The sequence below is a fragment of the Pseudomaricurvus sp. ABR4_320 genome, from assembly GCF_056159445.1.
In genome coordinates, this window is record NZ_JBSWVF010000025.1 from 13,382 (window position 1) to 39,774 (window position 26,393).

The 26,393-nt window shown below is 50.7% G+C and carries 17 protein-coding genes; 11 read left to right on the top strand and 6 right to left on the bottom strand.

Going from position 1 to position 26,393, the window contains the following annotated elements; translation table 11 throughout:
- The first annotated feature begins 188 nt into the window (after window positions 1–188).
- Both ACXAFR_RS25265 and ACXAFR_RS25270 read left to right on the top strand, forming a co-directional pair.
- Complete coding sequence (locus tag ACXAFR_RS25265) at window positions 189–3,041, top strand: TonB-dependent receptor (protein ID WP_475182438.1); 2,853 nt, start codon at window positions 189–191, stop codon at window positions 3,039–3,041.
- Window positions 3,042–3,115: 74 nt separating this feature from the next.
- Window positions 3,116–3,874: an IclR family transcriptional regulator gene (locus ACXAFR_RS25270; RefSeq protein WP_475182439.1), complete on the top strand. Its 759-nt coding sequence runs from the start codon at window positions 3,116–3,118 to the stop codon at window positions 3,872–3,874.
- Window positions 3,875–3,900: 26 nt separating this feature from the next.
- On the opposite strand, the gene ACXAFR_RS25275 is transcribed toward ACXAFR_RS25270, so the two are convergent.
- The 3 genes from ACXAFR_RS25275 to ACXAFR_RS25285 all read right to left on the bottom strand — a co-directional run bounded on the left by ACXAFR_RS25275 (window position 3,901) and on the right by ACXAFR_RS25285 (window position 7,467).
- Window positions 3,901–5,565, bottom strand: coding sequence for a rhamnogalacturonidase (locus ACXAFR_RS25275; protein WP_475182443.1), 1,665 nt, complete (start codon window positions 5,563–5,565; stop codon window positions 3,901–3,903).
- A gap of 137 nt (window positions 5,566–5,702) precedes the next feature.
- Entirely contained in the window at window positions 5,703–6,779 is a 1,077-nt protein-coding gene (locus ACXAFR_RS25280; RefSeq protein ID WP_475182445.1) for an MBL fold metallo-hydrolase, read from the bottom strand.
- 262 nt (window positions 6,780–7,041) lie between these two features.
- Entirely contained in the window at window positions 7,042–7,467 is a 426-nt protein-coding gene (locus ACXAFR_RS25285) for a hypothetical protein (RefSeq protein WP_475182447.1), read from the bottom strand.
- A 667-nt stretch (window positions 7,468–8,134) separates the two neighbouring features.
- Here ACXAFR_RS25285 and ACXAFR_RS25290 point away from each other — a divergent pair.
- Entirely contained in the window at window positions 8,135–8,719 is a 585-nt protein-coding gene (locus ACXAFR_RS25290) for a hypothetical protein (RefSeq protein ID WP_475182449.1), read from the top strand.
- Window positions 8,720–8,721: 2 nt separating this feature from the next.
- Here ACXAFR_RS25290 and ACXAFR_RS25295 read toward each other — a convergent pair whose 3' ends face one another.
- Window positions 8,722–10,326 (bottom strand): inorganic phosphate transporter, encoded by a 1,605-nt coding sequence (locus ACXAFR_RS25295; RefSeq protein ID WP_475182451.1) that lies wholly within the window; start codon window positions 10,324–10,326, stop codon window positions 8,722–8,724.
- Between the two features lie 375 nt (window positions 10,327–10,701).
- On the opposite strand from ACXAFR_RS25295, the gene ACXAFR_RS25300 reads away from it, so the two are divergent.
- The 6 genes from ACXAFR_RS25300 to ACXAFR_RS25325 all read left to right on the top strand — a co-directional run bounded on the left by ACXAFR_RS25300 (window position 10,702) and on the right by ACXAFR_RS25325 (window position 20,466).
- Complete coding sequence (locus ACXAFR_RS25300; protein WP_475182453.1) at window positions 10,702–13,122, top strand: TonB-dependent receptor; 2,421 nt, start codon at window positions 10,702–10,704, stop codon at window positions 13,120–13,122.
- Between the two features lie 114 nt (window positions 13,123–13,236).
- Window positions 13,237–14,535 (top strand): MFS transporter, encoded by a 1,299-nt coding sequence (locus tag ACXAFR_RS25305; protein WP_475182454.1) that lies wholly within the window; start codon window positions 13,237–13,239, stop codon window positions 14,533–14,535.
- 40 nt (window positions 14,536–14,575) lie between these two features.
- Complete coding sequence (locus tag ACXAFR_RS25310; RefSeq protein ID WP_475182457.1) at window positions 14,576–15,835, top strand: gallate dioxygenase; 1,260 nt, start codon at window positions 14,576–14,578, stop codon at window positions 15,833–15,835.
- 45 nt (window positions 15,836–15,880) lie between these two features.
- Complete coding sequence (locus tag ACXAFR_RS25315) at window positions 15,881–16,786, top strand: helix-turn-helix domain-containing protein (protein ID WP_475182460.1); 906 nt, start codon at window positions 15,881–15,883, stop codon at window positions 16,784–16,786.
- Between the two features lie 33 nt (window positions 16,787–16,819).
- Window positions 16,820–17,692 (top strand): alpha/beta fold hydrolase, encoded by an 873-nt coding sequence (locus ACXAFR_RS25320; RefSeq protein ID WP_475182461.1) that lies wholly within the window; start codon window positions 16,820–16,822, stop codon window positions 17,690–17,692.
- Window positions 17,693–18,384: 692 nt separating this feature from the next.
- Complete coding sequence (locus ACXAFR_RS25325) at window positions 18,385–20,466, top strand: TonB-dependent receptor domain-containing protein (RefSeq protein ID WP_475182463.1); 2,082 nt, start codon at window positions 18,385–18,387, stop codon at window positions 20,464–20,466.
- A gap of 67 nt (window positions 20,467–20,533) precedes the next feature.
- Here the strand turns inward: ACXAFR_RS25325 and ACXAFR_RS25330 are convergent, their stop codons facing one another.
- The gene (locus tag ACXAFR_RS25330) at window positions 20,534–22,213 is read right to left on the bottom strand and encodes an FAD-dependent oxidoreductase (protein ID WP_475182466.1); all 1,680 of its coding nucleotides are present in this window, start codon (window positions 22,211–22,213) and stop codon (window positions 20,534–20,536) included.
- A complete protein-coding gene (locus ACXAFR_RS25335; protein ID WP_475182468.1) occupies window positions 22,210–22,740 on the bottom strand; it encodes a gluconate 2-dehydrogenase subunit 3 family protein in 531 nt (176 codons plus the stop codon). Before ACXAFR_RS25335 ends, ACXAFR_RS25330 begins: the two co-directional genes overlap by 4 nt.
- Window positions 22,741–23,123: 383 nt before the next feature.
- Here ACXAFR_RS25335 and ACXAFR_RS25340 point away from each other — a divergent pair, with 383 nt between their 5' ends.
- Both ACXAFR_RS25340 and ACXAFR_RS25345 read left to right on the top strand, forming a co-directional pair.
- Complete coding sequence (locus tag ACXAFR_RS25340) at window positions 23,124–25,247, top strand: TonB-dependent receptor (RefSeq protein ID WP_475182470.1); 2,124 nt, start codon at window positions 23,124–23,126, stop codon at window positions 25,245–25,247.
- Between the two features lie 121 nt (window positions 25,248–25,368).
- Window positions 25,369–26,373, top strand: coding sequence for a LacI family DNA-binding transcriptional regulator (locus ACXAFR_RS25345; RefSeq protein ID WP_475182472.1), 1,005 nt, complete (start codon window positions 25,369–25,371; stop codon window positions 26,371–26,373).
- Window positions 26,374–26,393 lie beyond the last annotated feature (20 nt).

Below are 26,393 nucleotides of genomic sequence, written 5' to 3' on the forward strand. Positions count from 1 at the left end.
TGTATGTAAAAAGGTTCAAATATGAACTTTGGGAAAAGTTACTTTTGCAGTCTTTTCGAGCCTATGAAATATTTTGTCACCCAAATCCGTCAATATCGATCAAAAGGCATAATTAATCGTCAGTTGACGCGTCACGGAGTTTGGCCATAAGGAAAAATAACCATAAAAATATATCGGGAGTCAGTTCTATGGACAGTGTCCAGTCACAACTTCAGGTCTGTGGGGAAAACTACACGCTATTTCGAAAGCCACTGGCAGTATTTATTCGCTCAATTATTCTGGTCAGTTCGTCGGCCGGAATGCTCTATTCACCTTCACTTCTTGCTCAAGACAACACCACGGATTCTTCCGACGTTCCGGAAAATACAGTTTTGGAAGAAGTTGTCGTTACCAGCTATCGGCAGTCGTTGGAGGCTGCGAGGGACTTAAAGCGCAGTATGGCTCAGCAAACGGAGAGTATCGTCGCTGAAGACATGGGTAAAATGCCTGATCTCAATCTGGCAGAGTCATTACAGCGGGTTCCGGGTGTCGCCATAACCCGCGAAGGCGGTGAGGGCCGCAATATTACTGTGCGCGGTTTGGGGCCGGGTTTTACCCGAACAACGCTCAATGGTATGGAGGTGCCCGCCAGTACCGGTGGGTTGGACTCGTCCGGTGCAACCAATCGCGGTCGTGATTTTGACTTTAACGTGTTTGGTTCAGAATTGTTTAATCGTATTACCATTAATAAGAGTGCTGTCGGTCACATTGAAGAAGGCGGTTTGGCTTCAACCGTTGAGTTGTTTACTCGCAAACCTTTCGATCAGCCTGGCCAAAGCGTCTCCGCCAGTTTGCAAGGTGCGTACAACCCTGATTCGGAAGAGATGGATCCGCGTGGCACTTTGGTGTTCAGTAGAACTTTTGCTGAAGATACCGTCGGCGTGCTTGCAGCGGTGACTCACGCAAAGCGAACCGTCCATCAGGAAGGCTTTGGCTCGGTATTGTGGACCTCGCCTTTTGCCAACGGCAATCGCTCATGGGTGGGCAGTGACGCGGATGTCGTGATCAACGGGACGCCAAATCCGTCAGGTAATTATCCCAACGATATCATCGATCCTACACAGCAGTTGGATTACCTCTGGCATCCGCGCCTGCCGCGAATGGATTCGTTCAATCGGGAGCAGGACCGAACCGGATACAATCTGGCGTTTCAATGGCGGCCAACAGACCGGCTGGAAGTCGGGCTTGATGTGGTGGGATCACAGCTGGAGGCTGATGTTGTTTCTTATAACTATTACGGTCAATTTCGTAATTTGCAGGAAACTCTAACACCGACCGAGGTAACTCTGGATGAGTCTGGCCGACGCATTATCGCCGGCACATTTGATGGTGTAAAACCCCGCTCGGAGAGCCGTTATCAAACCCATGAAACGGATTTTCTACAGACCGTGTTCAACGGAAAATTTCATATTAATGATTCAGCGACGGTTACCGCCATGTACGGTCGCGCAGAATCGGATCATCATGAAGAGCAATACCGATTAAACCTGACCACGATTGATGGGCATCCTTTCAGCTATTCGTTTGAAGAGGATTCCAACATGGCAGAAATGAGCTATGGATTTGATGTGCTCGATCCTTCTTTGTATGAATGGGGCAACTACATTGCCCTGGATGAAGTGAATCGGACCAACGACACCTTTCGATTGGATCTAGAAGTGGTCGATGATAATTCGACGATTCGCACTGGAATTATCTGGAACAAGAGGCAGGTTGAGTCCATTCGAGGCTACCCCTTGGGCCTGACCGTACCGGCGACCGTTGATGCATCGAATACAACCGATTTTGCCAGTGAGATTGATCACTACGGCGATATTATCGATCCGCCAGCAGGCTTCCCAACCAACTGGCTGGTGGCGGATTTCGGAACCGCTCTGGCGCAGTTCAATGCTGGGCAATTTGCAATTGATCCCGGCGACCCAGAAAGCTATTCCATCGAGGAAAAAACACTCGGGGGTTACATTGAAGCGGAAATTGAAACCTCTTTGCTGGGGCGTCCCTTTACCGCCAACATGGGGCTTCGGGTGGTGACCACTGATCTTGAGTCCAGCGGTGCGGTTTCCGATGGCGCTGATGGGTTTCTGCGTATCACCAACAGTAAAGACTATACCGACTATCTGCCGTCGGTGAACTTGTCCTGGGAGGTGGTGGACGATCTGCTGTTGCGCTTGAGCATGGGGAGAAATATCTCCCGTCCGGATTTAGGCAGTCTGGTGTCGACTGCCAGTGTCACCCCTATTGCCGGACAGGTATCAGTGGGCAACCCGGATCTCGATCCTGTGCGGGCTAATGCGATAGATCTGGGCGCTGAATGGTATTTTACCGATCAATCTCTGCTCAGCTTGGTTTTTTTCCACAAGGACATTGAGAGTTTTGTGACCGGCGCTGTCGAATCCAATCAAACACTGCCGGATGATATCCGCGCTGTGGTTGCTGCTCGTGCTGAATACGATCCCTCCAGTCCCGCTTATGATCCCAGTGTTGTGGGAGTCGATAGTGCTGATTGGGAGATTGCCTCTTACGTCAATGGCGAGGGCGCCGAGCTGGATGGCTACGAAATCGGTTATCAGCATGCGCTAGATCGTTGGTTACCGGGTTTTGGTATCTTTGCTAACTACACGCACGTTGAATCCGAAGCGGTGTTTGGCAATGGTGTGGTGGGGTCGCTCGAGGGTCTTTCAGAAAACAGTTATAACGCGGGCGTATTTTATGAGCGTGACCAGTTTGGTGGTCGCATTGTGGTCAATGATCGCGATGATTACGTTACCTCGCAAGTTGGCGGTAATGGCAATGCATCGGAGGCGACAACTGGGCCGACTCGTATTGATATGTCTGCGTTCTGGAATATGACAGATAACTTGACCCTGACGCTGGATGTGATCAATCTCACCAATGAAGAGGAGCGCTTGTACAGTACCGGGCCATTGGGCGATATGAATCTTGTCCGCGAGTTCAATGCCACAGGGACGGAAATTATTTTCGGCATACGCGCTACGATGTAAACGGAAGCGGGGCGGCTGCCGCCCCGATGTTACAGCTCACAGGGTGAGCTGACGGCCAGTTAAAGGATTTTACGGTGAGCGATTATCTGATTCCTAATCTCAGTAATGCCTGCCATGTGCTGCGTCTGATGGTCGAGACAGGGCACGGAATGTCGCGGGATGAAATAGCTGAAACCTTGTCAATTCCCCGTTCGACGACCTATCGAATTCTGCAAACCCTTTTGCGGGAGCAGTTCGTTGAACACCGCAAGCGTCGTTATTACCCCGGCGCGGGCCTCTATGCTCTGGGGATGCAACTGAGTTCTGTTGATCGGTTGCGACCTATGTCGCGACCGGTTTTGCACAGTTTGTCGCAGATTACCGGGTACACCGTACATCTGGCTGTTCCCAGTGGTTATCGTGTGCTGCTGCTGGAAGTCTGTGACAGTCAACAGTTGTTGCGGGTGGCCTCACGTCCCGGTTCGCTGGCGCCGATGCATGTTGCTGCGACGGGAAAGGTCTTTATGGCGTACATGTTCGCCAATGATATCGATACCATTGAGCGGGAAGTTGGTTTCACCCGCTATACGGATCAGACCAAAATCAGTGCGGACAGTGTTCGTCAGGAGATTCAGGTTACCCTTAAGCGGGGCTATGGGGTGGACGATCGTGAGTATAACGACAGTGTGCGTTGCTTAGCGGCTCCTGTCTTTGATTCTGCTGGTTCAGTGGTGGCGGCGATTGGTGTCACCTCGCCCAGTGTGCAATTCCCGAAGGAGTCTGTCGCACGGGTAGCGGGTTTGGTAAAAGAGCATGCTCAGCGGTGTTATCGCCTCCTTAAAGGAGAGACGTGACAGTCATCTGGCAAATCAACAATCTGCTAGGGAAAGTGCGCTTCACCGTCGACGTCTGGATAGTACTGATCGTCGCCATTTAGGCTTTGAGAAAATCGAATGTGACGTGAATTTCTGAGCACTGCCGTTGGCTGTGTTGTTGAATGCTCTGCGTCCAGCCCCTGGATATGGGCTTCGTCGACCTGTTGCAACACCATGGCGGGGCGTTGATCAGGTTTCTCAAATCCGAGTCGAATGTCGCGCAACTGCAAACCCTCGACGTGGCGAATATAAAAGCCATAGGCGGGCAGAATGCCAAACATACTCGGCTCAGGGTATTGATCGCCTCGCTCCGGAACGGAATAGGGGGAACGTTGAAGCTCGGCTGGCGACGTCGCCTCATTGGCGAAAAAGAAGTGGCTGATCAGGTCTTGGGGTTGAGTTTCAGCCTCTTTTAAGCTCAAGCCGCCACGAAAATGAAGTTGGATATTGCTGAGCTGCAAGCTCTCGACTGGGTGATCGGGCAAGCCGGTGATGATTGCTGGGTAGCGGGGATCAACGTCATAAGCTACCAGGTTATTTATGCTTACGCGACGAATTCGACCCGGGGTTGAATCGTCGGGTCCTCGCAAACGATTGCCAAGGCGAATAAACAGGGGCGAGCTGGATACTTCACGCATTGTAATATTACTGATGGCGATATCTTCGATGTCGCCGCCATCGACGGTTTCAAGGGCAAGTCCGCGGGAACGACGAAAGGTGATATTGTTGATGGTGATGTTCTTAAAACCGCCGTTGGATTCGGTGCCAAATTTTATGCGACCCGTGGGGCCATCTTCGTCGGGAGAGTGTGTTTGTTCCGTTCGATAACTGCCATCGAGCATGGAGCCCAAATCGTAACCGCTGACAATACTGTTGCTGATGGTGACATTTTCTGTCGCAATGGCCTCGCCAAGCGCGTATGAGCTCTTCAGGACAATCGCATCATCATTAGGTGTGTTTACCATCAAGTTATTAATGATGACATTGCGGCAGGCGTCGATATCAATGCCATCGCGATTGGTATCGATGCGCAGTCCCTCAATGCGCAGGTTGTCGACGCCTGTGGCAAGTATCGCAAAATGACCGCCGCGAAAAATCGTGAAGTCACCGAGCGTGATATTGCGAGAGGCCTTAATCGCTATCGCTTTATTGCCGGGGTTGGGTCCGGGCGCTGGCCCAAGGGGCGGGTACAAGCCTTTCCATAATCCTGTGCCATCAATCATTCCTGCCCCGCGGATGGTGACATTTTCCACGTTCTCGCCCCAAATCAAACTGTTGTGCCAGTGACTGTGACCAAAATCCTGATAGGCCAAGTCATCGCCCCATGTATTTGGTTCCGGTGCATCGTAGCGACCATGGTCTTTACTGGAATCTGCGGCCGTAATGGTTGCGCCGGCGGCGAGCTCTAGAGTGATGTGACTGCGCAATCGAATGGAGAATGACAGATAGTTGCCTGCGGGAAAGTACACTGTGCCTCCGCCCACTTTGCTGGCGGCCATGATGGCGTTATTGATCGCCAGAGTATCCAGTGTGCTGCCATTGCCAACCGCGCCATAGTCGCGAACATTGTAGAAAGCGCTGGCGGACATGAGGGGAGCCTTTGCGTCGGTGATCGTGGAAAAGAGAGCAAGAACGAACAGACCTAGAAACACGCGGGGTCGAATGGACATAGAAAAATCTTACGGAAGTCGCTTAAATAGTTATTGCTGAAAATATCCCACAGCTGGGAATTGGCGCCAACCGCTTTCTGGTGAGAGGTTCAGATATGGACTTTAGTGAAGCCGGTTTGCTGGCAGCGGTTACCTGCTCAATCGAATGCGGCCGATGCGGGAATCTGACGATACCAATGGATGCCATTGTTATCGATTTCACAGGTGGCACGCCGAGAATGCTTCAGGTAGTTGAGGTGAGCGAGGGTTTCGCCGGTGGCAAGGCCCAGGTTATGGGCATCTATCGTCCGCTGAAATAAGGCTGGAAAACAATCGACCGCGCGGCGAGGCTCCGAGAGGTAATCGTAGAGTTGATGAATATCGCGACGGTGGGTTTCTATCAGTTGAACCAGTCGTACGTGCAACCCCAAAAAGGGCGTTTCATGGGAGGGTAGAACCAGAAGATCGTCCGGTAGCGATGCGCGCAGTCTCGTGCAGGAATTCAACCATTCTTGCAGAGGGTCACCTTCGGGTTCGGTGGGATAAACGCTGATGTTTGAGGTGATTTTTGGTAGCACCTGATCGCCGGAAATCAACAACTTCAGTGCCGGGCAGTAGAGGGTTGCATGCTCCGGCGAATGGCCGCTGCCCACGACGATCTGCCAGTAGTGTTCCCCAATAGTGATGGTGTCACCGTGCTTGATTCGTCGGTAACTGTCTGGGAGCGGGTAGACGGCGCGACCAAAATTGCCAAACTTTTCCCGGTAGACTTGTAGCTGCGATTCATCATATCCGGCGGCACGATAGAAATTGATGGCCATCTCCGGTGCAACTCTGCCGGTATCGGCAACCATTGCGCGGCACATCAGAAACTCACTGCGGGTCATCCACAACTGCGTATGTTGCTCCTGCGTCAGCCAGCCTGCCAGGCCGACATGATCGGGGTGCATGTGCGTGCAGATGAGTCGCTTGATGGGGCGGTTCGCCATAAACCCTGACAACAACTTTTCCCAGAGTTGCAGGGTTTCGGGAAGTTGTAATCCGGTATCGACAATTGTCCAGCCATCGCCATCCTCCAGCAGCCATATGTTGATATGGTTCAAGGCCATCGGCATTGGGATTCTCACCCAATAAACGCCGGGCGCGACCTGCAGTGGCTCGCCGGGGGCTGGTGGCGATTGGCGGCCCCAGGGGTACGTCAGCCCCCGATAATTTTCCGGATTGGTATTAGGCATGCTGTTGCGGTGCTTGTTGTAGTCGCGTTCACCGGGCGGAATGCCCGGTGGAGGAAGCTATCTTCGGTAGCGAGGCGGTGCCCTCGTTGTGAACGGTAGTCTCTCTTCTCCGCTATAGAATACGGAACAGGGAGTGAACCGGATTTGACAGGCCTGGCGGCGCAGCAGTCGGCTACCCGCCATGATCGACACGGTAGCGCAGGGGACTGATGGCGTAGCAGTTCAACTGGCGCTAGCGGCTCCAGTAACTCAGGATAATGATTTATCCCATTTGACCGAGAGAGATCCTCGGTTCTACGACGGCTTCATAATCGCTGGTATTAAATGTCTTAACGGCCAGTGAGTAGCTGCCACCGCTGATGTTGGCTTCCCATTCTGAATCGGTTAACACCAAGAACTCGCCGGTATCGGCGAGGTCAGCAACGGCTTCTGCCGTCATGCATAATTCTGTTTCGCCCTGGTCTCGGCAGAGTTCATCAATGCAATCGGAAAAGCTGTGCAAGCCGAGACTTTGGCCCAGAGCACTGTCACTGTCCAGTAAGATATCGCTCTGATGCTGAGCCACAAACTGCAACATGGACATGGTGGTTTCGAAGGGAGACGCGAAAGCGTAAGGCGCGGTGGATACCGTTACCTTGTGCAGCTCGCCGGTAAAGTTTTCTGTGTTGATATCAACGTAGTTACTCATCTGAATTCCTCCAGGGATTCCGGCTGGCTGTCTGGTGACGTTGGAACGTCGGTGCTCATACCTCGCATTGTGGGAATTCAAGATCATAGAAGAAAATACAATCGAGAGTGAATGTTTTCTTTTCGACTTGCCCGCTTGATAAGAGCCGTTTCATTATGACGGATTTTGCAGGGTTTGGTTCTCTTTTTTTTTCACTTCTTTCAGGAATGATATTCCAGAAAATGTGGATAGTCGTAAAGGTGCACTTAACTTGGACAGCGGCGTCATTAGGTGAAGCTTAATTATGCCCCAGCCTGGCTCATAATATGTCTGTTATGATGCGAAAAGGTGCGAGTCATGACGGCGGAAAATTTTCATAATCGACATGAAGTACGCGTTAAATCTTTTCAGCCATCGCTTTTTTGACGGCTCGAAAAAATGATTTGGCTGGAGTTCGTATGTGGACCGAATCTTGCGCGAAACTTGGAGTTGAGACAGGTGCACAAGCTGTATAGGCGGCACCGGTTGTCCAGAGTGCATACGGAGATGTTCTCACCGGTACCATCATGGATGAGTTCAAGCGATTGCTTGATCATATAGTAGCAGTCAACTGGCGTTGGTGTGTCAGTGGACAGGGCTTGCTTTATCTGTTTTACCAACTCAACCGTGGTTTACGTAGAGGGGTGGTATGGAAGATTTTCGTCAGCACTTGATCGACATATTCCACAAAAACCAGCTGGTGAATACACCGAGAGAAGCCAGAAAGGTGTTTCACCAACTGGATAAGCGCGCTCGCAAGGCCGGGAGGGAGGACGATCAACTGGTCGGTGATCTCATGTGCCATGTTGATATCATCCCTCCCGTGACGTCGCGAGAAGAGATGGCGATCATCGCGCATCCCCTTTTAAAGGTACTAGTAAGCAGTGGCGCCTACGATCTTCTCTTGCCGGTCGTTGGGGCGATTGCTACCGCTCCGTCTGGAATTCCTGTGTCCGATGAATCTTCTGCTCGCAAAGAAAAGTTTCAGCGCCTGGATCTTTTGAAAAAAGACTACCCAGGCGCCATTGCTGAGTTGGCCATCAAGCATGGCAATCTGCTATTGCAGGAAGTCGAGTGCTTGTGTTGCTATCATTTAAAACCCGTCTTCAGTGGAGCAGAACACCTGGAATCGGGCCGACATTTTCATCGTGATATGAAATGGCAATTGCTGTCTGCGATTAAACACCATTTCTTCTCCTCGACGAAATCCGGATCGTCACTTGGCCTTAGCTAACCTCACAGTGCGTTTAACGCCATAAATGCCAAGGCGCTTAGGATCGCTGCCGCGGGAAGAGTGATAACCCAAGCCATAGCGATGGGTTTCATCAACCCCCAGTTGGTCTGATTGTTGACCAGTCCGATACCCAGTACGGCGCCGATCAAAATGTGTGTACTCGATACGGGAATACCGAGGGTTGACGCCAGCATGACGACGGCAGCGGCGGCTAATTCGGCCGAAAAGCCGGAGGCCGGGTGCATGGCCGTCAGGTCGTGTCCCACGGTTTGAATGACTTCTTTGCCGATAAACCAGAGTCCGACAATTAGCGCGACACCGAAGGTAACCATGGCAATGGTGGGCACAGCCGCTTCTGTACCTATCTCACCATTGCGAAGCACATCTAGAATGGCTGCAAAGGGGCCGATGGCGTTCGCGATATCGTTTGAACCGTGACTAAATGCAAAGCCCGAGGCGGTAAACACCTGCATCCAGCTAAACATCAAAAACGTCGATCGACTCAGGGAGGCACTTTTCAGTGTCTTGGCGAAAATAAAGGTCGCCATCCACACCCCGGCGGCAATCATTCCCATAATCAGGTAGTTGTGCAATGTGGTCAGGCCCAGGTGCATATGCTTAAGGCCTTTGAACAGCAACATGGATGAAATGATTGCGGCGCCGAGTGCAGCAATAATAGGGACCCAGTTTTCCAGCGCGCGGTGGGAGTCGACTTCAGAGCGGCGGCGGTTGATCGCGTGAATTTCGCGGTAGTAGTCCGACTCTAAATCTGCAGGATCAAAATCTGGCTGATTGTAGGTGTTTGCGTCCCGCGCCATCGATGTGGCATAGGAAATTTGCTGCAGTTCGCTGAGACGTTCGAAGGATTTTTTATGGCGCTCCCGAATCTCAAATTTTTCCTTTTTGATGTCTTTGAGTTCTTCGTCCGCTCTGTCGTTGTATTGAAGAATGTGTTTTTTAATTTGGAAAAACAGCGCGTAGGACACGAGGCCGCCGAGAACCGGTGACAGAACCCATGAAATGGCGATCGTGCCTATCTGATCCCAGTGTACCAGCGACATAGCGGCACCACCGCCACTCAGCATAATGCCCAAGGCAATTGAGCTGCCGACAATCCCGCCGATAATGGAGTGGGTGGTAGAGACGGGCCAGCCCCGTTTACTGGCAAACAATAACCAGAGCGCCGCGGCTAACAGTGCCGACATCATAATGTAGACAAATTGCAGCGGCTGTACCGACATGGCACCAAGATCGACAATACCTTTGCGAATGGTTTCCGTTACTTCACCGCCCGCGATAACAGCACCACTGACCTCGAAGATCGCCGCGACCACCAGCGCCTGTTTTATCGTTAACGTACCTGCGCCGACACTGGTGCCAAATGAATTTGCAACGTCATTGCCACCAATATTGAAGGCCATAAAAACGCCGAACGCCGTGGCCAAGAGGAACAGTAGTGTGTGGTTATTGTTGGTATAACCCATACCCCAGATAACAAAATACCCGGTCATGCAGATAAGGAGTACGGCGAAGGCGAGACTGAGTTTGGACATCCCTGCAATGCCAGAGGAGGAGGCGCTTACTGCTGGTGATCCTGTGCTGGCCATAGTTACGGTCCTGTATGGTGAACTGGAATACCGACGCTAGCACGTGAGTGTGACAAATTTTTTATTTTGATCTATTCAAGGTGTCACTGAGATACGATCGAGGCAGACGGGTCTTCCTGCAAAAGTACCATTCAATCGATAGCTCTTGTTCACTTCGTCAATGGGAAAACCTTATAAGCTTGGATGGAGCTGGGTTTTTCTAGCAGCACAGGAAGATGACTCGGTCGAATAAATATTTAAAAAAAGTACCAGTGAACTGAAGCAAAATGAATGGTCGATAGGGCGTTTGCCGTGGATACTAAGTATTCATATAAAAGCAATACTTGCTTAAACGGACAGCACATAACACTAAAAAACTGCCTTGTCGGAGCAACAATGAATCAGAGACGTCTCAATCCACTAATATCCGGTTTGTCACTGCTATCAGCCGCAATTACACCTTCTATGGCCTTTTCTCAAGATGGCGGTTTTGAACTTGAGGAAGTAATAGTAACCGCTCGTAAGGTTCAGGAGAATATGCAAGACGTGCCCATCGCCGTTTCTGCATTTTCGGCGGAAACCTTGGAACGTCGCCAAATTACCGGAACGGATGATATCGGTAAAATTACGCCAAATCTGCAATTCACCAATAATGCCCCGCTGGCGGGTAATAACAATTCATCGGTGATCTTTATCCGTGGTGTCGGGCAGATCAGTGCCAGAGCGAATACTGATCCCGGTGTAGGCCTCTACATCGACGATGTGTATATGGGGCAGTCGGTCGGTGGTTCCATGGAGTTGCGTGATATTTCCGGGGTGCAAGTCTTGCGCGGTCCGCAGGGCACGCTGTTCGGTCGCAACACCATTGGTGGGGCCGTTTTACTGTCGACAACGGAGCCAGGTGATGAATTCGGCGGCAAGGTGCGGATTGGTGCCGGTGATGACAGTTTACTGGAGTTCTTTGGTGCCGTAGATCTGCCAATCACAGACCGGTTTCGCTCGCGGTTTTCCTTTGGGACAAAACAACAGGATGGCTATGTGAGTCGCACCAGTGATGGTACAGACCTGGGGGATACTGACAATATAACCCTCGGTGCCAAGTTTGTCTTTGAGCCTACGGACAAACTCACCGCAAAGATGGCGATGGATTATACCGAAGCCGATGAAAATGGCTCACCACTGGTTTTTGGGGGCTACAACAACAATACCGACGTCAGTGAAACCGGGGATGCGGCGAATCCTGGGTGGTTCGGCGCAAATCAAAGTGTCGGTGCCGGTTGTAGCGATGCCTGGATTGCTCAGGCGGGACCACCGGGGCGACCGGTTGCCTCTGCAGCAGGCTCAAGTCTCGATGTGTCCGAACTTGTGACAGAGGGTGGTGGTCCCAGGGGATATACCGCTGAAAATACCGACGCCACCTGTGTGAATAATCAATGGGATGCTGGCCCATATGCCACAAATGGCACCTATCCCGTTAAAAGCACTCTGGAAAATTGGGGGCTGTCGTTCAATGTTGAATGGGGGCTTACGGACTCTCTCACCCTGAAATCGATTCCGTCCTATCGGGAATTGGCGTGGACAGGTAAGCGCGACGCAGATAACACGCCTTTCACAATTCTGCATACTGACTTCGACTCTGACGGTGATCAATTCAGTCAGGAGTTTCAGTTCTTATACAACAGTGATCGGCTCAGTGCGGTCGCCGGACTCTTTTATTATGAAGAGGAAGTCACCGATATTCTTACGGTTCAAGTGGGCGATAGAGATACCGGGTTTTCCTGTGGTGAAGGCACTGATCGCTGCCACCTGGACAGTGATAACAACATCACAGACAACGAATCCTACGCCGTATTTGGTCAGGTTACTTACGACATAACCGATGCGCTTAGTGGCACCTTGGGGGTTCGTTATACCAGTGAAACCAAAGCGTCCATCCCTGACCAATTCGACTATCTATACCCGGACGAAAAGTATCTTCCCGTGGAGCGTTACGAGGAAGATTTTTCCGCCACTACCGTTTCCGCAACGCTGAACTACAACATCAACGAGGCGACGATGGTGTATGTCGGTTATGCCGAAGGTTTTAAAGGTGGGGGGTGGAACTCTACATTTAACTTTGCACTGACGGAATCTGATTTGGAGGCCGGCCATCTTTTTGATCAGGAAGAGGTGAAAAGTTACGAGTTGGGATTTAAGTCCGATCTGACTGATACCTTGCGAGTAAACGGCGCAATCTTTCGCGCTGATTACACAGATTTGCAATTTACGTATCGTGTCTTTATTGCACCCTGGTTCTTTAATGCTGGAGAGGCATCGATCGACGGCGCCGAAATGGAGTTTACCTGGGTGCCTTCAGATCAGTGGATTATTGAGGGTGGATTTGGCTATCTGGATACGTCTATCGACGAGGCCGTTGAAATTGAGGTTCCCGGCCGGCCCGTTAGCAGTGGCGTCGCCGAAGGGAATCAATTGCCCTTTGCACCGGAATTGCAATGGAACCTCGGCGTTGGTTATATCTGGGCGAAAGAGGATTTTTCCATATCACCGCGGGTGGACGTTTCCTACAGTGATCGCGTGTACTTCGACGCGGCCAACACAGCAGCGATTGCGCAGTTGGATTCTTTTACTACGGTTGATCTCTCGATCGCAATGGAGCATTTCACTTCTGGTTGGAAGCTGGTGCTTGGTTTAAATAATGCGACCGATGAAGAGTATCGAACCTCCGGCAACTCGTCGTTGACGTCTGGTTCGGGTTACGCCGAGGTCGCCTATGCCCGTCCGAAGATGTTTTTCGCCAATCTATCTTACGAATTTTAATCCGATGCTTTGGCGGGCGGTGGCCCGCCGTATTTTTAAGCTGCCGTGCTTTCCAGGAATGCTGTTAGCGAACGCCGGTGGGCAAGGTATCGTCAATAACAAGACAGAATCGTCATGAGTCAAATCGATGTTTTTCCGGGGAAGCTATTTTCTCCATTGCAGATCCGCATTTTGGGGATCTGCTTTTTTCTGAATATGCTCGATGGTATGGATGTGCTGGCAATTTCTTTTGCGGCGCCGGCTATCGCAGCACACTGGCAGGTGACGCCGCAGGCATTAGGTATTGTTTTTAGTGCGGCCTTGGTGGGAATGGCGCTGGGCGCTGTGTTTATTTCCCCGTTTACCGATCGCATTGGTCGGCGTCGAATGATTCTGCTGAGCATCTCCGTAATTTCTCTCGGTATGATTGCTACCTCCTATGCGCAATCGATTCAACAGCTGGCCGCTCTACGATTGGTCGCCGGGGTGGGGATCGGCTCGATGCTTGCCAGTTTGACGGCGTTGGTGTCGGAATACGCGCCGGTTGAACGTCGTAATCTGGCGATACTGATTTTGCATGCTGGTTACCCGATTGGTGCCATGATCGCAGGTTTTGTGGCTGTGGTGATATTGCCTGAATATGGCTGGCGCTCACTGTTTTTGCTGGCTGGTCTCGTGTCCATTGCCGCTGTTCCTTTGGTGTATTTTCTCTTGCCAGAGTCCTTAGCCTTTCTGCTTGGGCGTCAGCCTGCTGGCGCGCTTAACGCGGTGAACAAGTTACTCGTGCGATTTGGCAGAGAGACGCTGTCTGAGCTTCCTCAACGCACATATGCGGATAAAACGACCTCAGGGTTGGGCGCGCTCTTCAGCGATTCCCTGAGGCAAGCGACGCTTACGTTGTGGGCGGCCTTTATGTTGAGTTTCGCTACCTTATATTTTTTATTCAGTTGGGTCGTCAAGTTGGCGATAGAGGCGGGGCTCTCTGTAGAGCATGCACTCTATGCCGGTGTCGCGCTCAATCTGGGGGCGTTTTTTGGTAGTACATGTTTGGGGTGGATATCGGAACGCTTTGGATTACAGACGATAATTTCACGTTTTCTGTTTGGGGGTGCCGTTATGTGTATTGTTTACAGTTATTGCGGCAGTTCTGTAGCGCTTATTCTGATTGCCTTATTTGTCTTAATGTTTTTTGTACAGGGTGGTTTCACTGGGCTTTACGCGGTTGCCGCGAGGGTTTATCCGGCGGAAATTCGAACTACTGGTGTTGGTTGGGCGATTGGGGCGGGCCGAATAGGGGCCATTCTCGGGCCGGCTATTGCTGGTTTTATTTTAGGCGCCGGGGTGGGGATCAACTGGACGTTTATCCTTTTTAGCATCCCTTTATTGATCGCCGCTATTGTCATCGTGCGATTGCCAACATCCGCAATTCAATAATCTTGCTCGCACGAGTGCGGGAAATCGGGGGAGAAATTCTATGGCGATAATTATCGGCGGTATTGCCGCTTCGCATTCACCGGCGATCGGTTTTGCGAAAGACACCAAAACGGCGCAGGACAGCGGCTGGACGGAAGTCTTTGGCTTATTTGACCCAATCAATCAGTGGTTGCAGGAAAAGCAGCCCGATGTTTTATTTTTTATCTATAACGATCACATTACGTCTTTTTTCTTTGATCATTATTCGCCATTTGTCCTGGGGGTTGATGATAGCTATACGACCGCCGATGAAGGTGGCGGGCCGCGGCAATATCCGCCCATTGATGGCCATGCGGCTTTGGCTCGGCATATCGGAACGTCTCTATTTGCCGACGAATTCGACGTTTCATTTTTTCAAAAAAAGCCGATTGATCACGGCTTTTTTTCGCCGTTATCTATGATGACGGATCGGGGCAAGAGTTGGTCCGGTGCCATTGTTCCTTTCCAAGTGGGCGTCCTGCAGTTTCCGATTCCTACTGCAAAACGCTGTTTCGCAATTGGCAAAGCGCTGCGTCGGGCAATCGAGAGCTATCCCGCGGATATCCGTGTGGCGGTGGTTGCCACTGGAGGTTTATCGCATCAGGTCCATGGAGAGCGATGCGGTTTTAACAATCCCGCTTGGGATGAACAATTCCTCGATTTGCTGGAAAATGATCCAGAGACATTAACGAAATTGACCCACGCGGATTTTGCGCGGTTGGGAGGGTTTGAAGGTGCTGAAGTCGTCATGTGGCTGATCATGCGTGGCGCCTTGTCTGCGCAGGTAAGATGTGTGCATCGGGGGTGCTATCTGCCTTCGATGACGAATATCTGCACGTTGATTTATGAGAACCAAAGCTCGCCCCAGGTTGATCATCTCGAATCTCATCGTCAGCACATGGCACAACAATTGTCGGGAATTGGGTCTTTGGCTGGAACGCATCCATTCACGTTGGAGCGGGCACATTCCGCTTGGCGGCTCAACGATTTCTTGCATCGGCTGATCATTCCAGAGCATCGAGAGCGTTTTGTGAGTGAACCCGAGGCTCTGTATGAGGAATACGCGTTGAGCGATGTTGAGCGCGAATTGCTGGATGCCAGGGATTGGATTGGGCTCATTCACTACGGTGTCATTTTCTTTAGTCTCGAGAAAATGGCGGCGGTCTTGGGGCAGTCAAATTTAGATGTTTATGCCCAGATGAGTGGTAAAACGTTGGACGAGTTTCAGCGGACCCGCAACGTTTCGATGACCTATTCGGTTTCCGGTAACGAAGAGAAGTAGATAGAATGTAGGGCTTCCATTCATACCATCATCAGAAGAATAACAATGAATGTGCCCCGATATTTACTCTACGGACAAGCCTCTGAAGGGCCGGTCGACTGGTTCGTCAACGTTGAGGCGCTGGATAAGCGCTGTCGCGAGCGAGGTTGGGTCATTGCGCCTCACAGTCACCCTGGGTTCGCTCAGATAATGCTGGTGATGAGCGGCAGAGGGGTGATCGATATAGAGGGCGTCCAGTACCCGTTTCAGAGCCCTTGTGGACTCATTCTTCCCGTTAACACTATCCATGGCTTGGCATACGAGCAGGGAACGGATGGGTGGGTAATTACCGTTGCCGACTATTTTGTGCGGCAGCTGGGGGTTCGCATGTCCAGTCTGGCTGAGCTGTTGACGCGGCCAGCGGTGGTCGATCTGGACAAGTTACCAGGCTCCGCCGGGAGAATGCGCTCGCGTGTCGATTGTGTCAGCCGGGAATTACACCATAAGCCCGATGGCTTTGATGTGATGGTCGAGTCGGATTTGATGGCGGTTTTGGTGGAGCTGCAGAGGGCGACCCGCAAGACGGCACACCCTGTCAGTGCTCAAACCAGTCGTCAATCTCAGGTGCTGACGGAATTCCGCAGCCTTGTTGATGCGCATTTTCGACAACACTTCAAAATTCCCGATTACGCCAAACGTTTAAATGTCTCTCCATTTCAATTGCGAGCGGCTTGCGAAGCGATCATGAACCAGTCGCCGAAAGAAATGATCGAGGAGCGATTGCTGAGTGAAGCCAAACGTGAATTGATTTTTTCTACCCGTACCGTGGAAGATATTGGGTATCGACTTGGATTTGCCGATCCATCCTATTTCACGCGCTTTTTTAAAAAACATACCCATACCGCTCCGACTTCATTTCGTCAGGCGTTTAAGCTTGGGACGCCAGAAGCTCAGGAAAAGGTCCAGGTATAATGGTCTATTGGGCATGCTCGTTCGGAAAATTCTATGTTTCAACAACGTCGGTTTGACTTTCAAGGACTCAACCTAAGCTTTTTGGATTCCGGAGGCGAATTGCCGATCGCCTTATTTTTGCATGGTACCCAGGAGCATGCTCGCTGTTGGGAAAGGGTGGCAAGTCGCTTTGTCGCGAATTACCGCGTCATATTGCCTGACCTCAGGGGGCATGGTTTCAGCGATTGGAGTTCAGGAGGGGCTTATTCGGTATTGGACTACAGCCTGGACCTGTTGGCGCTGGTGGAGCACCTGGAAGCAGATCGGGTCGTTCTCGTTGGGCATTCCCTGGGTGGCAACATTGCTATGCATTTCGCCGCGCTATATCCCAATCGTGCCGAGCGTCTTTGCATTATCGAGGGGTTGGGTATGTCCCCTCAAGATCGTCAGCGTCGCGATGCCAGATCCCGGCTTGAATTGCTGCGCAACTGGTCGAATAAGGTCATGCAGCGCAGTCATAGAACACCCACGCGCTACAAAGATGTGGCCCAGGCGACGACGGTGCTTTTGCATCATGACCGCCGAATAGCGCCGGAGCTCGCTACCCATATTGCCAAGCATGGACTGCGGGAAATGCCCTCTGGCGGATTTGTTTGGCGTTACGATGCGCGGGTGCTGGAGCAGGGTGCCGCGGATGTGCTCAGTCCGGATCCGGCAGATCTCTGCGTGGCGATTTCGGCGCCGGTGTTACTGGTCTACGGTAAACAAAGCTGGGCGTCAAACCCGATCGAGGATGGTCGGGCGGATTACTTTGATGATGTCAATGTCATTCTTGTCGGAGAGGCTGGGCATAATGTGCATCATCATCAACCAGAAATATTCATTCAGCAGCTGAAAAAGTTCTTGGGGATCGCTGGCGAATCCTGACGATGACCAAAAAGAGCGTCTCTGTGAGGCCTCCAATACTGTGATTTAATTGAAAAAACAGGATGGATTGTCCGTTAAAAATACGCGTGTTTATAAATGTGATTGTCTCTTTGGAAAATGGCAGTAGACGATTATTTTGATGTTTTTGCCGTAAATTTCAGTCTCAAATGTTCAATGTTTTTCGGTCGTTCAGATAAATTTATAAGCAGTTTTGCAAATGTATCTAAATTGATACATTTGTAAATGCAAATACCTCTCGTTGACACTATGTTTACATCGGAGTAATTTAGGACGTATTCGTCGAAATAGTTGGATATCGGCGGTCAGCGTGTTTTAACGACAGGAGTCGCCGTGTTCGGATCTGTCTCAGGTGATTGTGATCCGTGCTTTATGCCCTGACCGCAGCGGCGATACATCCTGAAAATTCAATTCATAACAGTCCATATCCCCATTTTTGGTTGTCTTGCACTGGTACTGCTGTTGCGCGCGCCCGTTTTTAGATGCTGATTCGTGATTGCGCGCGTGAGACTTCTACATGCGCGTGCAGATTTGTCTGCCATTGCCAAGGGCATGGGCACGCGGGGAGTACAGATTTGAAAGCTCTGATAAGTGTGGGCGAGGTTATTGTCGCAAGCAGTCGATCAGGGTTTTCTAGTAACGCATATTTTTAAACGCATCATCAGGGGGAGTTCATGTTGTTTGTAGGTAAGGGCAAGGGAGGGCGACAGCACTTGTTGGTCGCTGCTGTTGGGGCAATTGTTTCCGGCGGCGTTACGGCACAGACTGACAAGTCCGAGCAAGATGACCTCGAAGAAATTGTGGTTACTGCTGCCGGTTATCAGCAGCGTATAATCGATGCGCCAGCGTCTATTTCTGTTGTGACTCAGGAAGAACTTCGCAAGCAATCCTACACAACCATCACCGATGCGATGCAGGACATTCCCGGCGTTTTTGTCAGCGGTGGCGGTAACATGCAAGATATTAGCATGCGGGGAATGGACGATTCCTACACCATGTATCTGGTTGATGGTCGGCCGATTTCGGCGGGGCGCAATGTTAATACCAATGGCGCCGACGGCGGTAAGCAGATTGGTATGCCGCCGCTGGCGAAAATCGATCGAGTTGAAGTGATTCGTGGGCCAATGTCGTCACTGTATGGTTCTGAAGCCATGGGTGGGGTTGTGAACATCATCACTCGAACCACGCCAGCCGAATGGGGTGGCAGCATCGCCGGTGACTATACCAGCTCCATGAACGACCTCACCAATGACGAATACAATTCAGATTTTTACGTGGGTGGCCCTATCATTCAAGATGTGCTGGGGATTGAGTTTACGGGTGGGTATCGACATACCGATGAAAGCGACTATGCTGGCGAAGATGACTCCGCAGCAAGTATGCCGGATTCTGATACCACTCGTTTGGGCACCGAAGTCACTTGGAGCCCGAATTCCAGCAACCGTTTAGGTTTCGCTTACGATTATTCCAATCTGGACTTTACCCACACGCCTGGTAAGTCTTTGGCTGCCGACGATGAAGAGTCTTCTTACGAGTATGAAAAAGAAGTTTATACCTTAACCCATAACGGCAATTACGGGGCTTGGAACACCAATACCTACTTGCAGCAGGACTTGTCCGATCGCGTTCAGACGGAAGATAAGCAGGAAGAGATCGTTATCCTCAACAGTCAGGCGAGTTATGTTGGTGATCAACATATCTATACCATCGGTGGTCGTTATAAAACCGAAGAGCTTGTGGATGAAACCAATGGCTTACTCGAAGCGGATGTCGCTGGAGCTACGTCTTCGGTTGACCGTTGGATCGCAGCAATTTTTGCAGAAGTGGAGTGGCGTTTTCACGAAGATTTAGGGATCACCACTGGAATTCGCTATGACGACGATGAGCTGTTTGGTGGTCATGTCTCTCCAAGAATTTACGCGAATTGGCACACAACCGAAAATTTAACCGTGAAAGGTGGAATTTCGACGGGTTATAGTCAGCCGTCTCTGTCTGCGGCGACCGAAGGTTTTGGTCGCGGCACCGGCGGTGGCGGTTCGCCCAATCAGAGTGCCAGCGGGGTCTCTATCTCCCGTGCTTTGATTATTGGGAACGAAGATCTGGAACCAGAAACCAGTGTTAATTACGAGCTGGGTTTTATCTACAACAACCGTGCGCTGAGTTTAAATACCAGTCTTATGGCGTTTTTTACGACGTTTAAGGATAAGATTGCCGAAGACCGTTACTGTACCAGTGATGAAAGTATCGACAACGATGATTACCGTAATTATCAATGTGAATACGGCGGTAATACCTATTATTTTCTCAGCACTCGTATGAATATCGACGAGGCGGAAATGCAGGGTATCGAAGCTACAGTCGACTATTGGCTGACGAACAGTCTGCAAATGAAGGCCAACTACACCTATACGGATTCAGAGCAAAAAACCGGTGATTTTGCCGGCGAGCCTCTCAATAAAATTCCCAAGCAGATGGCTAATCTGAGCCTGGATTGGTTTGCGCCGGGGAGCTCATTGAATCTCTGGGGAAGGGCAAATTATCGTGGCGAAACAACGGATTATTTGGGTAGAACATCCATGAGTGATGGAACTCCCGCCTATACCTTCGTTGATATTGGCGCATCCTATCGTTTGTCAGAAAAACTTCGACTCATGGCCGGTCTTTATAATGTTGCTAACAAAGAAGTGACCAATGACAGTTATGGTGTTGTACTGGACGGTCGACGTTTAAACGTCAGCTTTAATCTGGATTTTTAATCTAAGGTAAAAAGAGGGTAGCCCGGACATCGGAACAAATCTCGGGCTACCCAAAGGTAAAATCACATCAAAGGCTGCCGTCGTGAAAGCGTTCCGCTGCATAGGCCGCGGCACGTGCGGTAAACGCCATATAGGTTAGAGAAGGGTTCTGATTTGCCGATGAACTCATGGCTGCGCCATCGGTAATAAACACATTGGGCACATCGTGAGCTTGGCTGTGAGCGTTTACCACCGAAGTCGCCGGGTCGGCGCCCATGCGGGCTCCCCCCATTTCGTGGACCGCGGCACCCGCGAGTTCCGGTGTGTCTGAGCTAAACAACACCTTGCTCTTCACCAAGCCCAGCATGTTTTGCGCTTCCCGTTGGGCGTCTGTTAGAAGTTTTTTCTCGTTGTCGCCGTGATGGAGGCGAATATCCAACTGCGGAATGCCCCATTGATCTGTCGCTTTTGACAGGGCAATGCGATTTTCTTTTTTCGGCAGACTCTCTGCAAAGGCGACCATAAGGATGCGCCATTCACCTTGCTGGGTCATGGCATCTTTAAACGCTTGGCCGCTTCCTGCTTGTTGTGCACCGCGCTTCCAGTTGGTTCGAAAACCGACGCCCTGATAGCTATAACCGCGAAGAAAATCGCTGTCTTCCTTCTGAACGTTTTTAAAGCGCGGAATAATGAAGTTTGAGGGGCGATTGCCAAAGTAACTGCGGTCTTGGAGTTCCTGCACGCTGGCGACCATGCTGAGTGAGTGGGCATGATCCATGATGTAGTGGCCAAGCGTTCCGCTGGTGTTGGCAAGCCCGTTTGGAAAGGCTTCCGATACTGAGCGCAATAAAATGCCGACACTGTTAAATGCTGACGCATTGAGGAAAAACAGGCGTGCCGTGAAAGTGTTTTTCTCTCCGGTTTTGGCGTCAATACACTGTACGCCGCTGGCCTTGCCGGACTCTTTATCGTAAACAATTTGATCGACAATCTGGTCGGTTTTTAAGGTCAGACGACCCGTGGCTTGAGCGGCTGGCAAGGTGGAGCTTTGCGTTGAAAAATAGGCACCGAAGCTACATCCGCGATGACAGATATAGCGATATTGGCAGGGCGCTCGGTCGCCTTTGGCTTGGGTAAGGTTGGCGGAGCGGCCAGGAATCAGGCGGCGGTCATCATAATGGCCTTTGATGCGGTCTGCCAGCAGGCTTTCGATGGCGGACAGAGGCATGTGTGGCTGAAAGATGCCATCGGGCAGCTGTGGCAATCCCTCCTGAGTGCCGTTGACGCCAATATGAGATTCCACATGATCATACCAGGGTTTTAAGTCGGCGTAGCGAACTGGCCAGTCGACGCCATAACCATCTTTTTTGTTGGCGCCAAAGTCGATATCACTCCAGCGATAGCATTGGCGACCCCAGGTCAAAGAGCGGCCTCCCAGCTGATAGCCACGTCGCCATTGAAAAGGGAGATCTTCCGTTGTCTGGTAGGGGTGATCCGAGTCTTTGACGAAGTGGTCCATCGACCATTCGTCAAAATTGGTTCCTTTGCTTTGGATCGGATAATCCTTGGCGAGCATCTCTGGGTTGTTAAAACCGCGAAACGGCATTTCCCAGGGCGCTTTCATTTCGTTGGTGTAGCCGCTGCGGTGCTCGATATGACGGCCCCGTTCCAGCATTAACACGCGCAGACCCCGCTCGGTCAGCTCTTTGGCGGCCCAGCCGCCGGTTATGCCGGAACCAATTACTATTGCATCAAAATCAGGAGTCATGAAAACCACACTGCCAGCCAATCGTTAGACATAGCAGGGGTTGCCTGCTCCACAGGGATATCCGGCAGCCATTGTCCGGGTACTGGTGCATAGGTAAGTTGTCTGGATGCACCTTCTTCTGAGGTGAAGTAGCTGGACATGAGCACGGTTTTCACGGCTTTCCAGCTGTCGGTAGTGTCGCTGTCCAGTTCTCCGGCGAAGCACTGTTGATCAAATTCTGTGATCAGCGTCACTCTTTCCTCTGCACTGATTTTGAGCAGGCTGGAACCGCTTGTGCGATCCAATTGCGTCATAACATTGAGGATATGAGTTGGCTTAATACCCAGCCAGCCGACGTCCAGACGATCATTGATGGTCTGGCCAGGGGCCGTTTGAGCAGAGCCGGGGATCAGTGTCTCCGACAGTGTATCCAGATAACGGATGACGGATTCAGATGCCGGAACAGAGGCGCAGGCCGTGCTTAATGCGGGTGCTGCGGCCAGCCATTTCACCAAATTTCGGCGCCGAATCAGATATCGTTCAGCCATAATAAGGGGTACCGTTTTGTACAATTCGTGTGAGCCGAAGCTCAATCCATATCTATTTGTACCTTAGCAGAGCCAAAAATGTAAAGGTTTACATTTTTGCACCAGAATATTCCTTTTGCACGAATTTGGTGCCTTTTTTCTGGTGATATTTAGAGGTTTTGCTGTGAAGCTTTGCAGAAATGTAAACGTTGTCATAAAGTTTACATGTTTTCGATATTTGTTTTATTCTTTTAAAATCATGCAGATAGGGAATTATTTTTATTTTTTGTGACCATGAATTGCCAGTTTTTCCAGAAAAAATCAGTTGACCGGCAAGGTTGTTGCTGTCATGTTGAAAATGTAAACGTTAACATCTCGACTGCTGGTAGGGAGAGTGCCTGGTTATGTCAGAAAAGAAATCCATGAAATTACGTCAATTGGGAGCGGCCATCGCTCTGATCACCACGTCTGGTGGAATCTATTCTTCCCAGGCGCTGGGTCAAGCGCTTGAAGAGGTCGTGGTGACCGCTGAAAAGCGGGAGTCAAACGCGCAGACCACTGCGATATCTATGAGTGTCATTAATACAGAACAGCTCGCGGATGCTGGTGTCTCGACAGTGGGCGACCTAACCAACATAGCGCCGACGATGAATATCGCTCAAAATAACGACAACTTGATGATTACCATTCGGGGAGTTTCCAGCCGGGATTACACAGAATCCGGTGATCCTGCGGTTGCGGTCAGTTTTGATAACTTCTATCTACAAGACTCCATTGCCTTAAACGGCGCTTTGTTTGATGTAGAGCGAGTGGAAGTTCTTAACGGCCCTCAGGGGACTTTATACGGGCGAAATGCAACCGCTGGAGCCCTGAATATTTCGTCCAACAAGCCCAACTTTGATGAGTTTGGGGGCAAGTTGAGCGCCGAGTTGGGCAATTACGAGCACAAGTCTCTGGAAGGCGCCGTTAACATTCCTGTGAGTGATACTCTGGCGATTCGGGTTGCCGGCTTGGCAAAGGATAACGGCGGTTATCGCGACAATGGCAATGGCCTGGATGATGGCGATCAAAATACCACCTATGGTGCGCGGGTTCATGTTGCTTGGGAACCTACCGATCAGTTTTCTTCACTCTTTACCTATGAATATGTCGACATCGGCGGTGTTGGAGCTGTTGCGAAAACTGTGCTGTACGATGATGTAAAATCTGATGGTACTTTGGATTTTGGTAACGAGAAAAAGTGGGATTTGAATACACAGAACTACATCGATGTTAAGCAGCATAATTTCCGCACCAAGTTGTCCTACGATTTTGAAAACCTCTCCTTAATTTACAGTGGTGGTATTCAGAAACAAGATTATGAAGCAGTCAAGGATCAGGATGGTAGTGATCTGCAATTACTAGGCTGGCATAGTATTGCGGAGTCAGAAACGCAAAATCACGAGTTGCGTGTGGCCACGGATTTCTCTGGCCCGGTAAACCTGCAAGCAGGCGTGTATTATTACAGTAATGAACGTGATCCTAATGATGCGTATTTTGAAATTTATGGTGGCGATCCGGACCCTTTAAATTTCTATATTTTCCAATATGAAGTAGAAAGTGAGTCGAAGGCGGTCTTTTCCCAGGTCAGTTACGACATAACGGATACTCTGCAATTCGAAGTCGGTGCCCGCTACACAGAAGACGAAAAAGAGCAAACTGGCCGTAACGACGTTGCCGTTGGTAGCTTTACTTATGTGGATTACGGTTATGAAGGTAACAAGACCACCTGGCATGTCGGTGCCAACTGGTCTCCACTCGACGATCACTTCTTCTATGGCAAAATTGACCGTGGCTACAAGGCAGGTGGTTACAACAACACCCAGGCATATGGCCCAGAAGAAATTACCGCCTATGAAATTGGCTCTAAGAGCCAATTTCTGGACAACACCTTGCGTTTGAATACGGCGTTTTACTATTACGATTACACTGATATGCAAGTTCTGCAGACCAATGCCGACACTGGTGTATCGCAAATGTTCAATGCTGGTGAGGCGGGTATTTTTGGTGCTGATTTAGGCTTGACCTATCTGTTTACCATGCAGGATTCATTCGATATCAATTTTGCTTATGTCGATGCCGATTATGATGAGTTCTGTACATCAACAGGTGATGTATGTCCAGCAGGCTCCGATTATAGCGGTAATCAACTGCCTCAGGCGGCGAAAGTCAGTGCCTTGATCGGTTATAGCCACGATTTCTTGTTTGGTGATTCGACACTCACGGCGCGCTGGCAAACCAAATATCAATCGCGCAGCTACTTTACCTACTTCAATTCAAAGGCAGAGCAGCAAGAAGCGTATTCCAAGTCAGACCTTACTTTGACTTACAACAAAGACGGATTCCCGGCCACCATCAGTGGTTTCGTACGCAATATCGAGGATCGTCGCATTCTGACCATGTCTGAAGAAGCCGGTTATGCCGGTGGATATCTGGTACAGTTTGCTGCTCCCCGGACCTTTGGCGTACGAGTCGATTACGAATTCTAATCGGCGGAAAACGAGCAGCTGGCCACTTCCGCGTCGCGGAGGTGGCAGTCCCGACTCCCATTGGTATCGTCCTCCTCAGGTCCGGAGTTTCTGAGGAATCGCAACAAGACGGATAGTAGTAGTGGCAAATATCAAGGACATTGCAGAGCTGGCAGGGGTTTCAATCGCAACGGTTTCACGAACCTTGCGCGAACCCCAGAAGGTTAAGCCAGCGACAGCCAAGAAAGTGAATGAGGCAATCAAAAAGCTTTCTTACAAAACCAATTTGGTGGCGAGCAGTTTGCGTAAGCAGCGCTCGGATATCGTGATTGTGGCTGTGCCGGATCTGCATAACTCCTTTGTTGCCGGTCTGGTCCAGGGGGCGGAAAACGTCGCCCGGGAAAATGGCATCAAGATCATGCTGGGAATCACTGAAGGGCGCCAAGAGTTGCTCGACAGTTACTACAGCATGGTGGCGGGCAAACAGGCCGATGGCATGATTGTACTCGATGTTGCTACACCGACGATCATTCGGGAGTCAGAGGATTCCACCAAGCTGCCCATTGTTATGACGTGTGAGTATGAGGCTGATGTCCAGGTACCGCGGGTGCGTTTCGACAACATAGAGGCGACTGCCACTGCCGTAGCGCACATGGTGGCACAGGGGCATCAACACATCGGTTTTATTTCCGGTGCTCGCAGTCTTCGCATGAGTCGGGATCGCCAGAGCGGCTATCGCTTGGGGTTGCGACGCGCGGGAATCGAGGTCAACGAGGCGCTGGTGCGCAGTGGCGATTATTTTATCGATTCCGGTGTCAGCGGCGCCAGAGAGTTGATTGACAGTGGCGAACTGTTTACCGCCCTTATCTGTGAGAGTGATGAAATTGCCATTGGTGCCATTCACTGTCTGGCGGAAGAGGGGTTGCGGGTTCCGCAGGATGTCAGCGTTATTGGTATGGACAACATACGGGTTTCCGGGTTTACCAATCCTGCATTGACGACGATTGAGCTCTCGTCGGCACAGGTTGGCGAACAAGCCATGCGCCTGATGTTGGATTTCCATTTGGACTCTGACGGCGCTAACCGGGAAATCATTCTTCCCCATCAACTCATACAACGAAAAAGTACTGCTCCTCCAAAAATTTGAGAGAAAACTGTGACGGGAAA

What these genes read in the sequence shown, in the direction of transcription:
- ACXAFR_RS25265 (WP_475182438.1), top strand. Translation starts at nt 189, where the DNA reads ATGGACAGTGTCCAGTCACAACTTCAGGTCTGTGGGGAAAACTACACG.
- ACXAFR_RS25275 (WP_475182443.1), bottom strand. Translation starts at nt 5,565, where the DNA reads ATGTCCATTCGACCCCGCGTGTTTCTAGGTCTGTTCGTTCTTGCTCTC.
- ACXAFR_RS25280 (WP_475182445.1), bottom strand. Translation starts at nt 6,779, where the DNA reads ATGCCTAATACCAATCCGGAAAATTATCGGGGGCTGACGTACCCCTGG.
- ACXAFR_RS25285 (WP_475182447.1), bottom strand. Translation starts at nt 7,467, where the DNA reads ATGAGTAACTACGTTGATATCAACACAGAAAACTTTACCGGCGAGCTG.
- ACXAFR_RS25290 (WP_475182449.1), top strand. Translation starts at nt 8,135, where the DNA reads ATGGAAGATTTTCGTCAGCACTTGATCGACATATTCCACAAAAACCAG.
- ACXAFR_RS25295 (WP_475182451.1), bottom strand. Translation starts at nt 10,326, where the DNA reads ATGGCCAGCACAGGATCACCAGCAGTAAGCGCCTCCTCCTCTGGCATT.
- ACXAFR_RS25300 (WP_475182453.1), top strand. Translation starts at nt 10,702, where the DNA reads ATGAATCAGAGACGTCTCAATCCACTAATATCCGGTTTGTCACTGCTA.
- ACXAFR_RS25305 (WP_475182454.1), top strand. Translation starts at nt 13,237, where the DNA reads ATGAGTCAAATCGATGTTTTTCCGGGGAAGCTATTTTCTCCATTGCAG.
- ACXAFR_RS25310 (WP_475182457.1), top strand. Translation starts at nt 14,576, where the DNA reads ATGGCGATAATTATCGGCGGTATTGCCGCTTCGCATTCACCGGCGATC.
- ACXAFR_RS25315 (WP_475182460.1), top strand. Translation starts at nt 15,881, where the DNA reads ATGAATGTGCCCCGATATTTACTCTACGGACAAGCCTCTGAAGGGCCG.
- ACXAFR_RS25320 (WP_475182461.1), top strand. Translation starts at nt 16,820, where the DNA reads ATGTTTCAACAACGTCGGTTTGACTTTCAAGGACTCAACCTAAGCTTT.
- ACXAFR_RS25325 (WP_475182463.1), top strand. Translation starts at nt 18,385, where the DNA reads ATGTTGTTTGTAGGTAAGGGCAAGGGAGGGCGACAGCACTTGTTGGTC.
- ACXAFR_RS25330 (WP_475182466.1), bottom strand. Translation starts at nt 22,213, where the DNA reads ATGACTCCTGATTTTGATGCAATAGTAATTGGTTCCGGCATAACCGGC.
- ACXAFR_RS25335 (WP_475182468.1), bottom strand. Translation starts at nt 22,740, where the DNA reads ATGGCTGAACGATATCTGATTCGGCGCCGAAATTTGGTGAAATGGCTG.
- ACXAFR_RS25340 (WP_475182470.1), top strand. Translation starts at nt 23,124, where the DNA reads ATGTCAGAAAAGAAATCCATGAAATTACGTCAATTGGGAGCGGCCATC.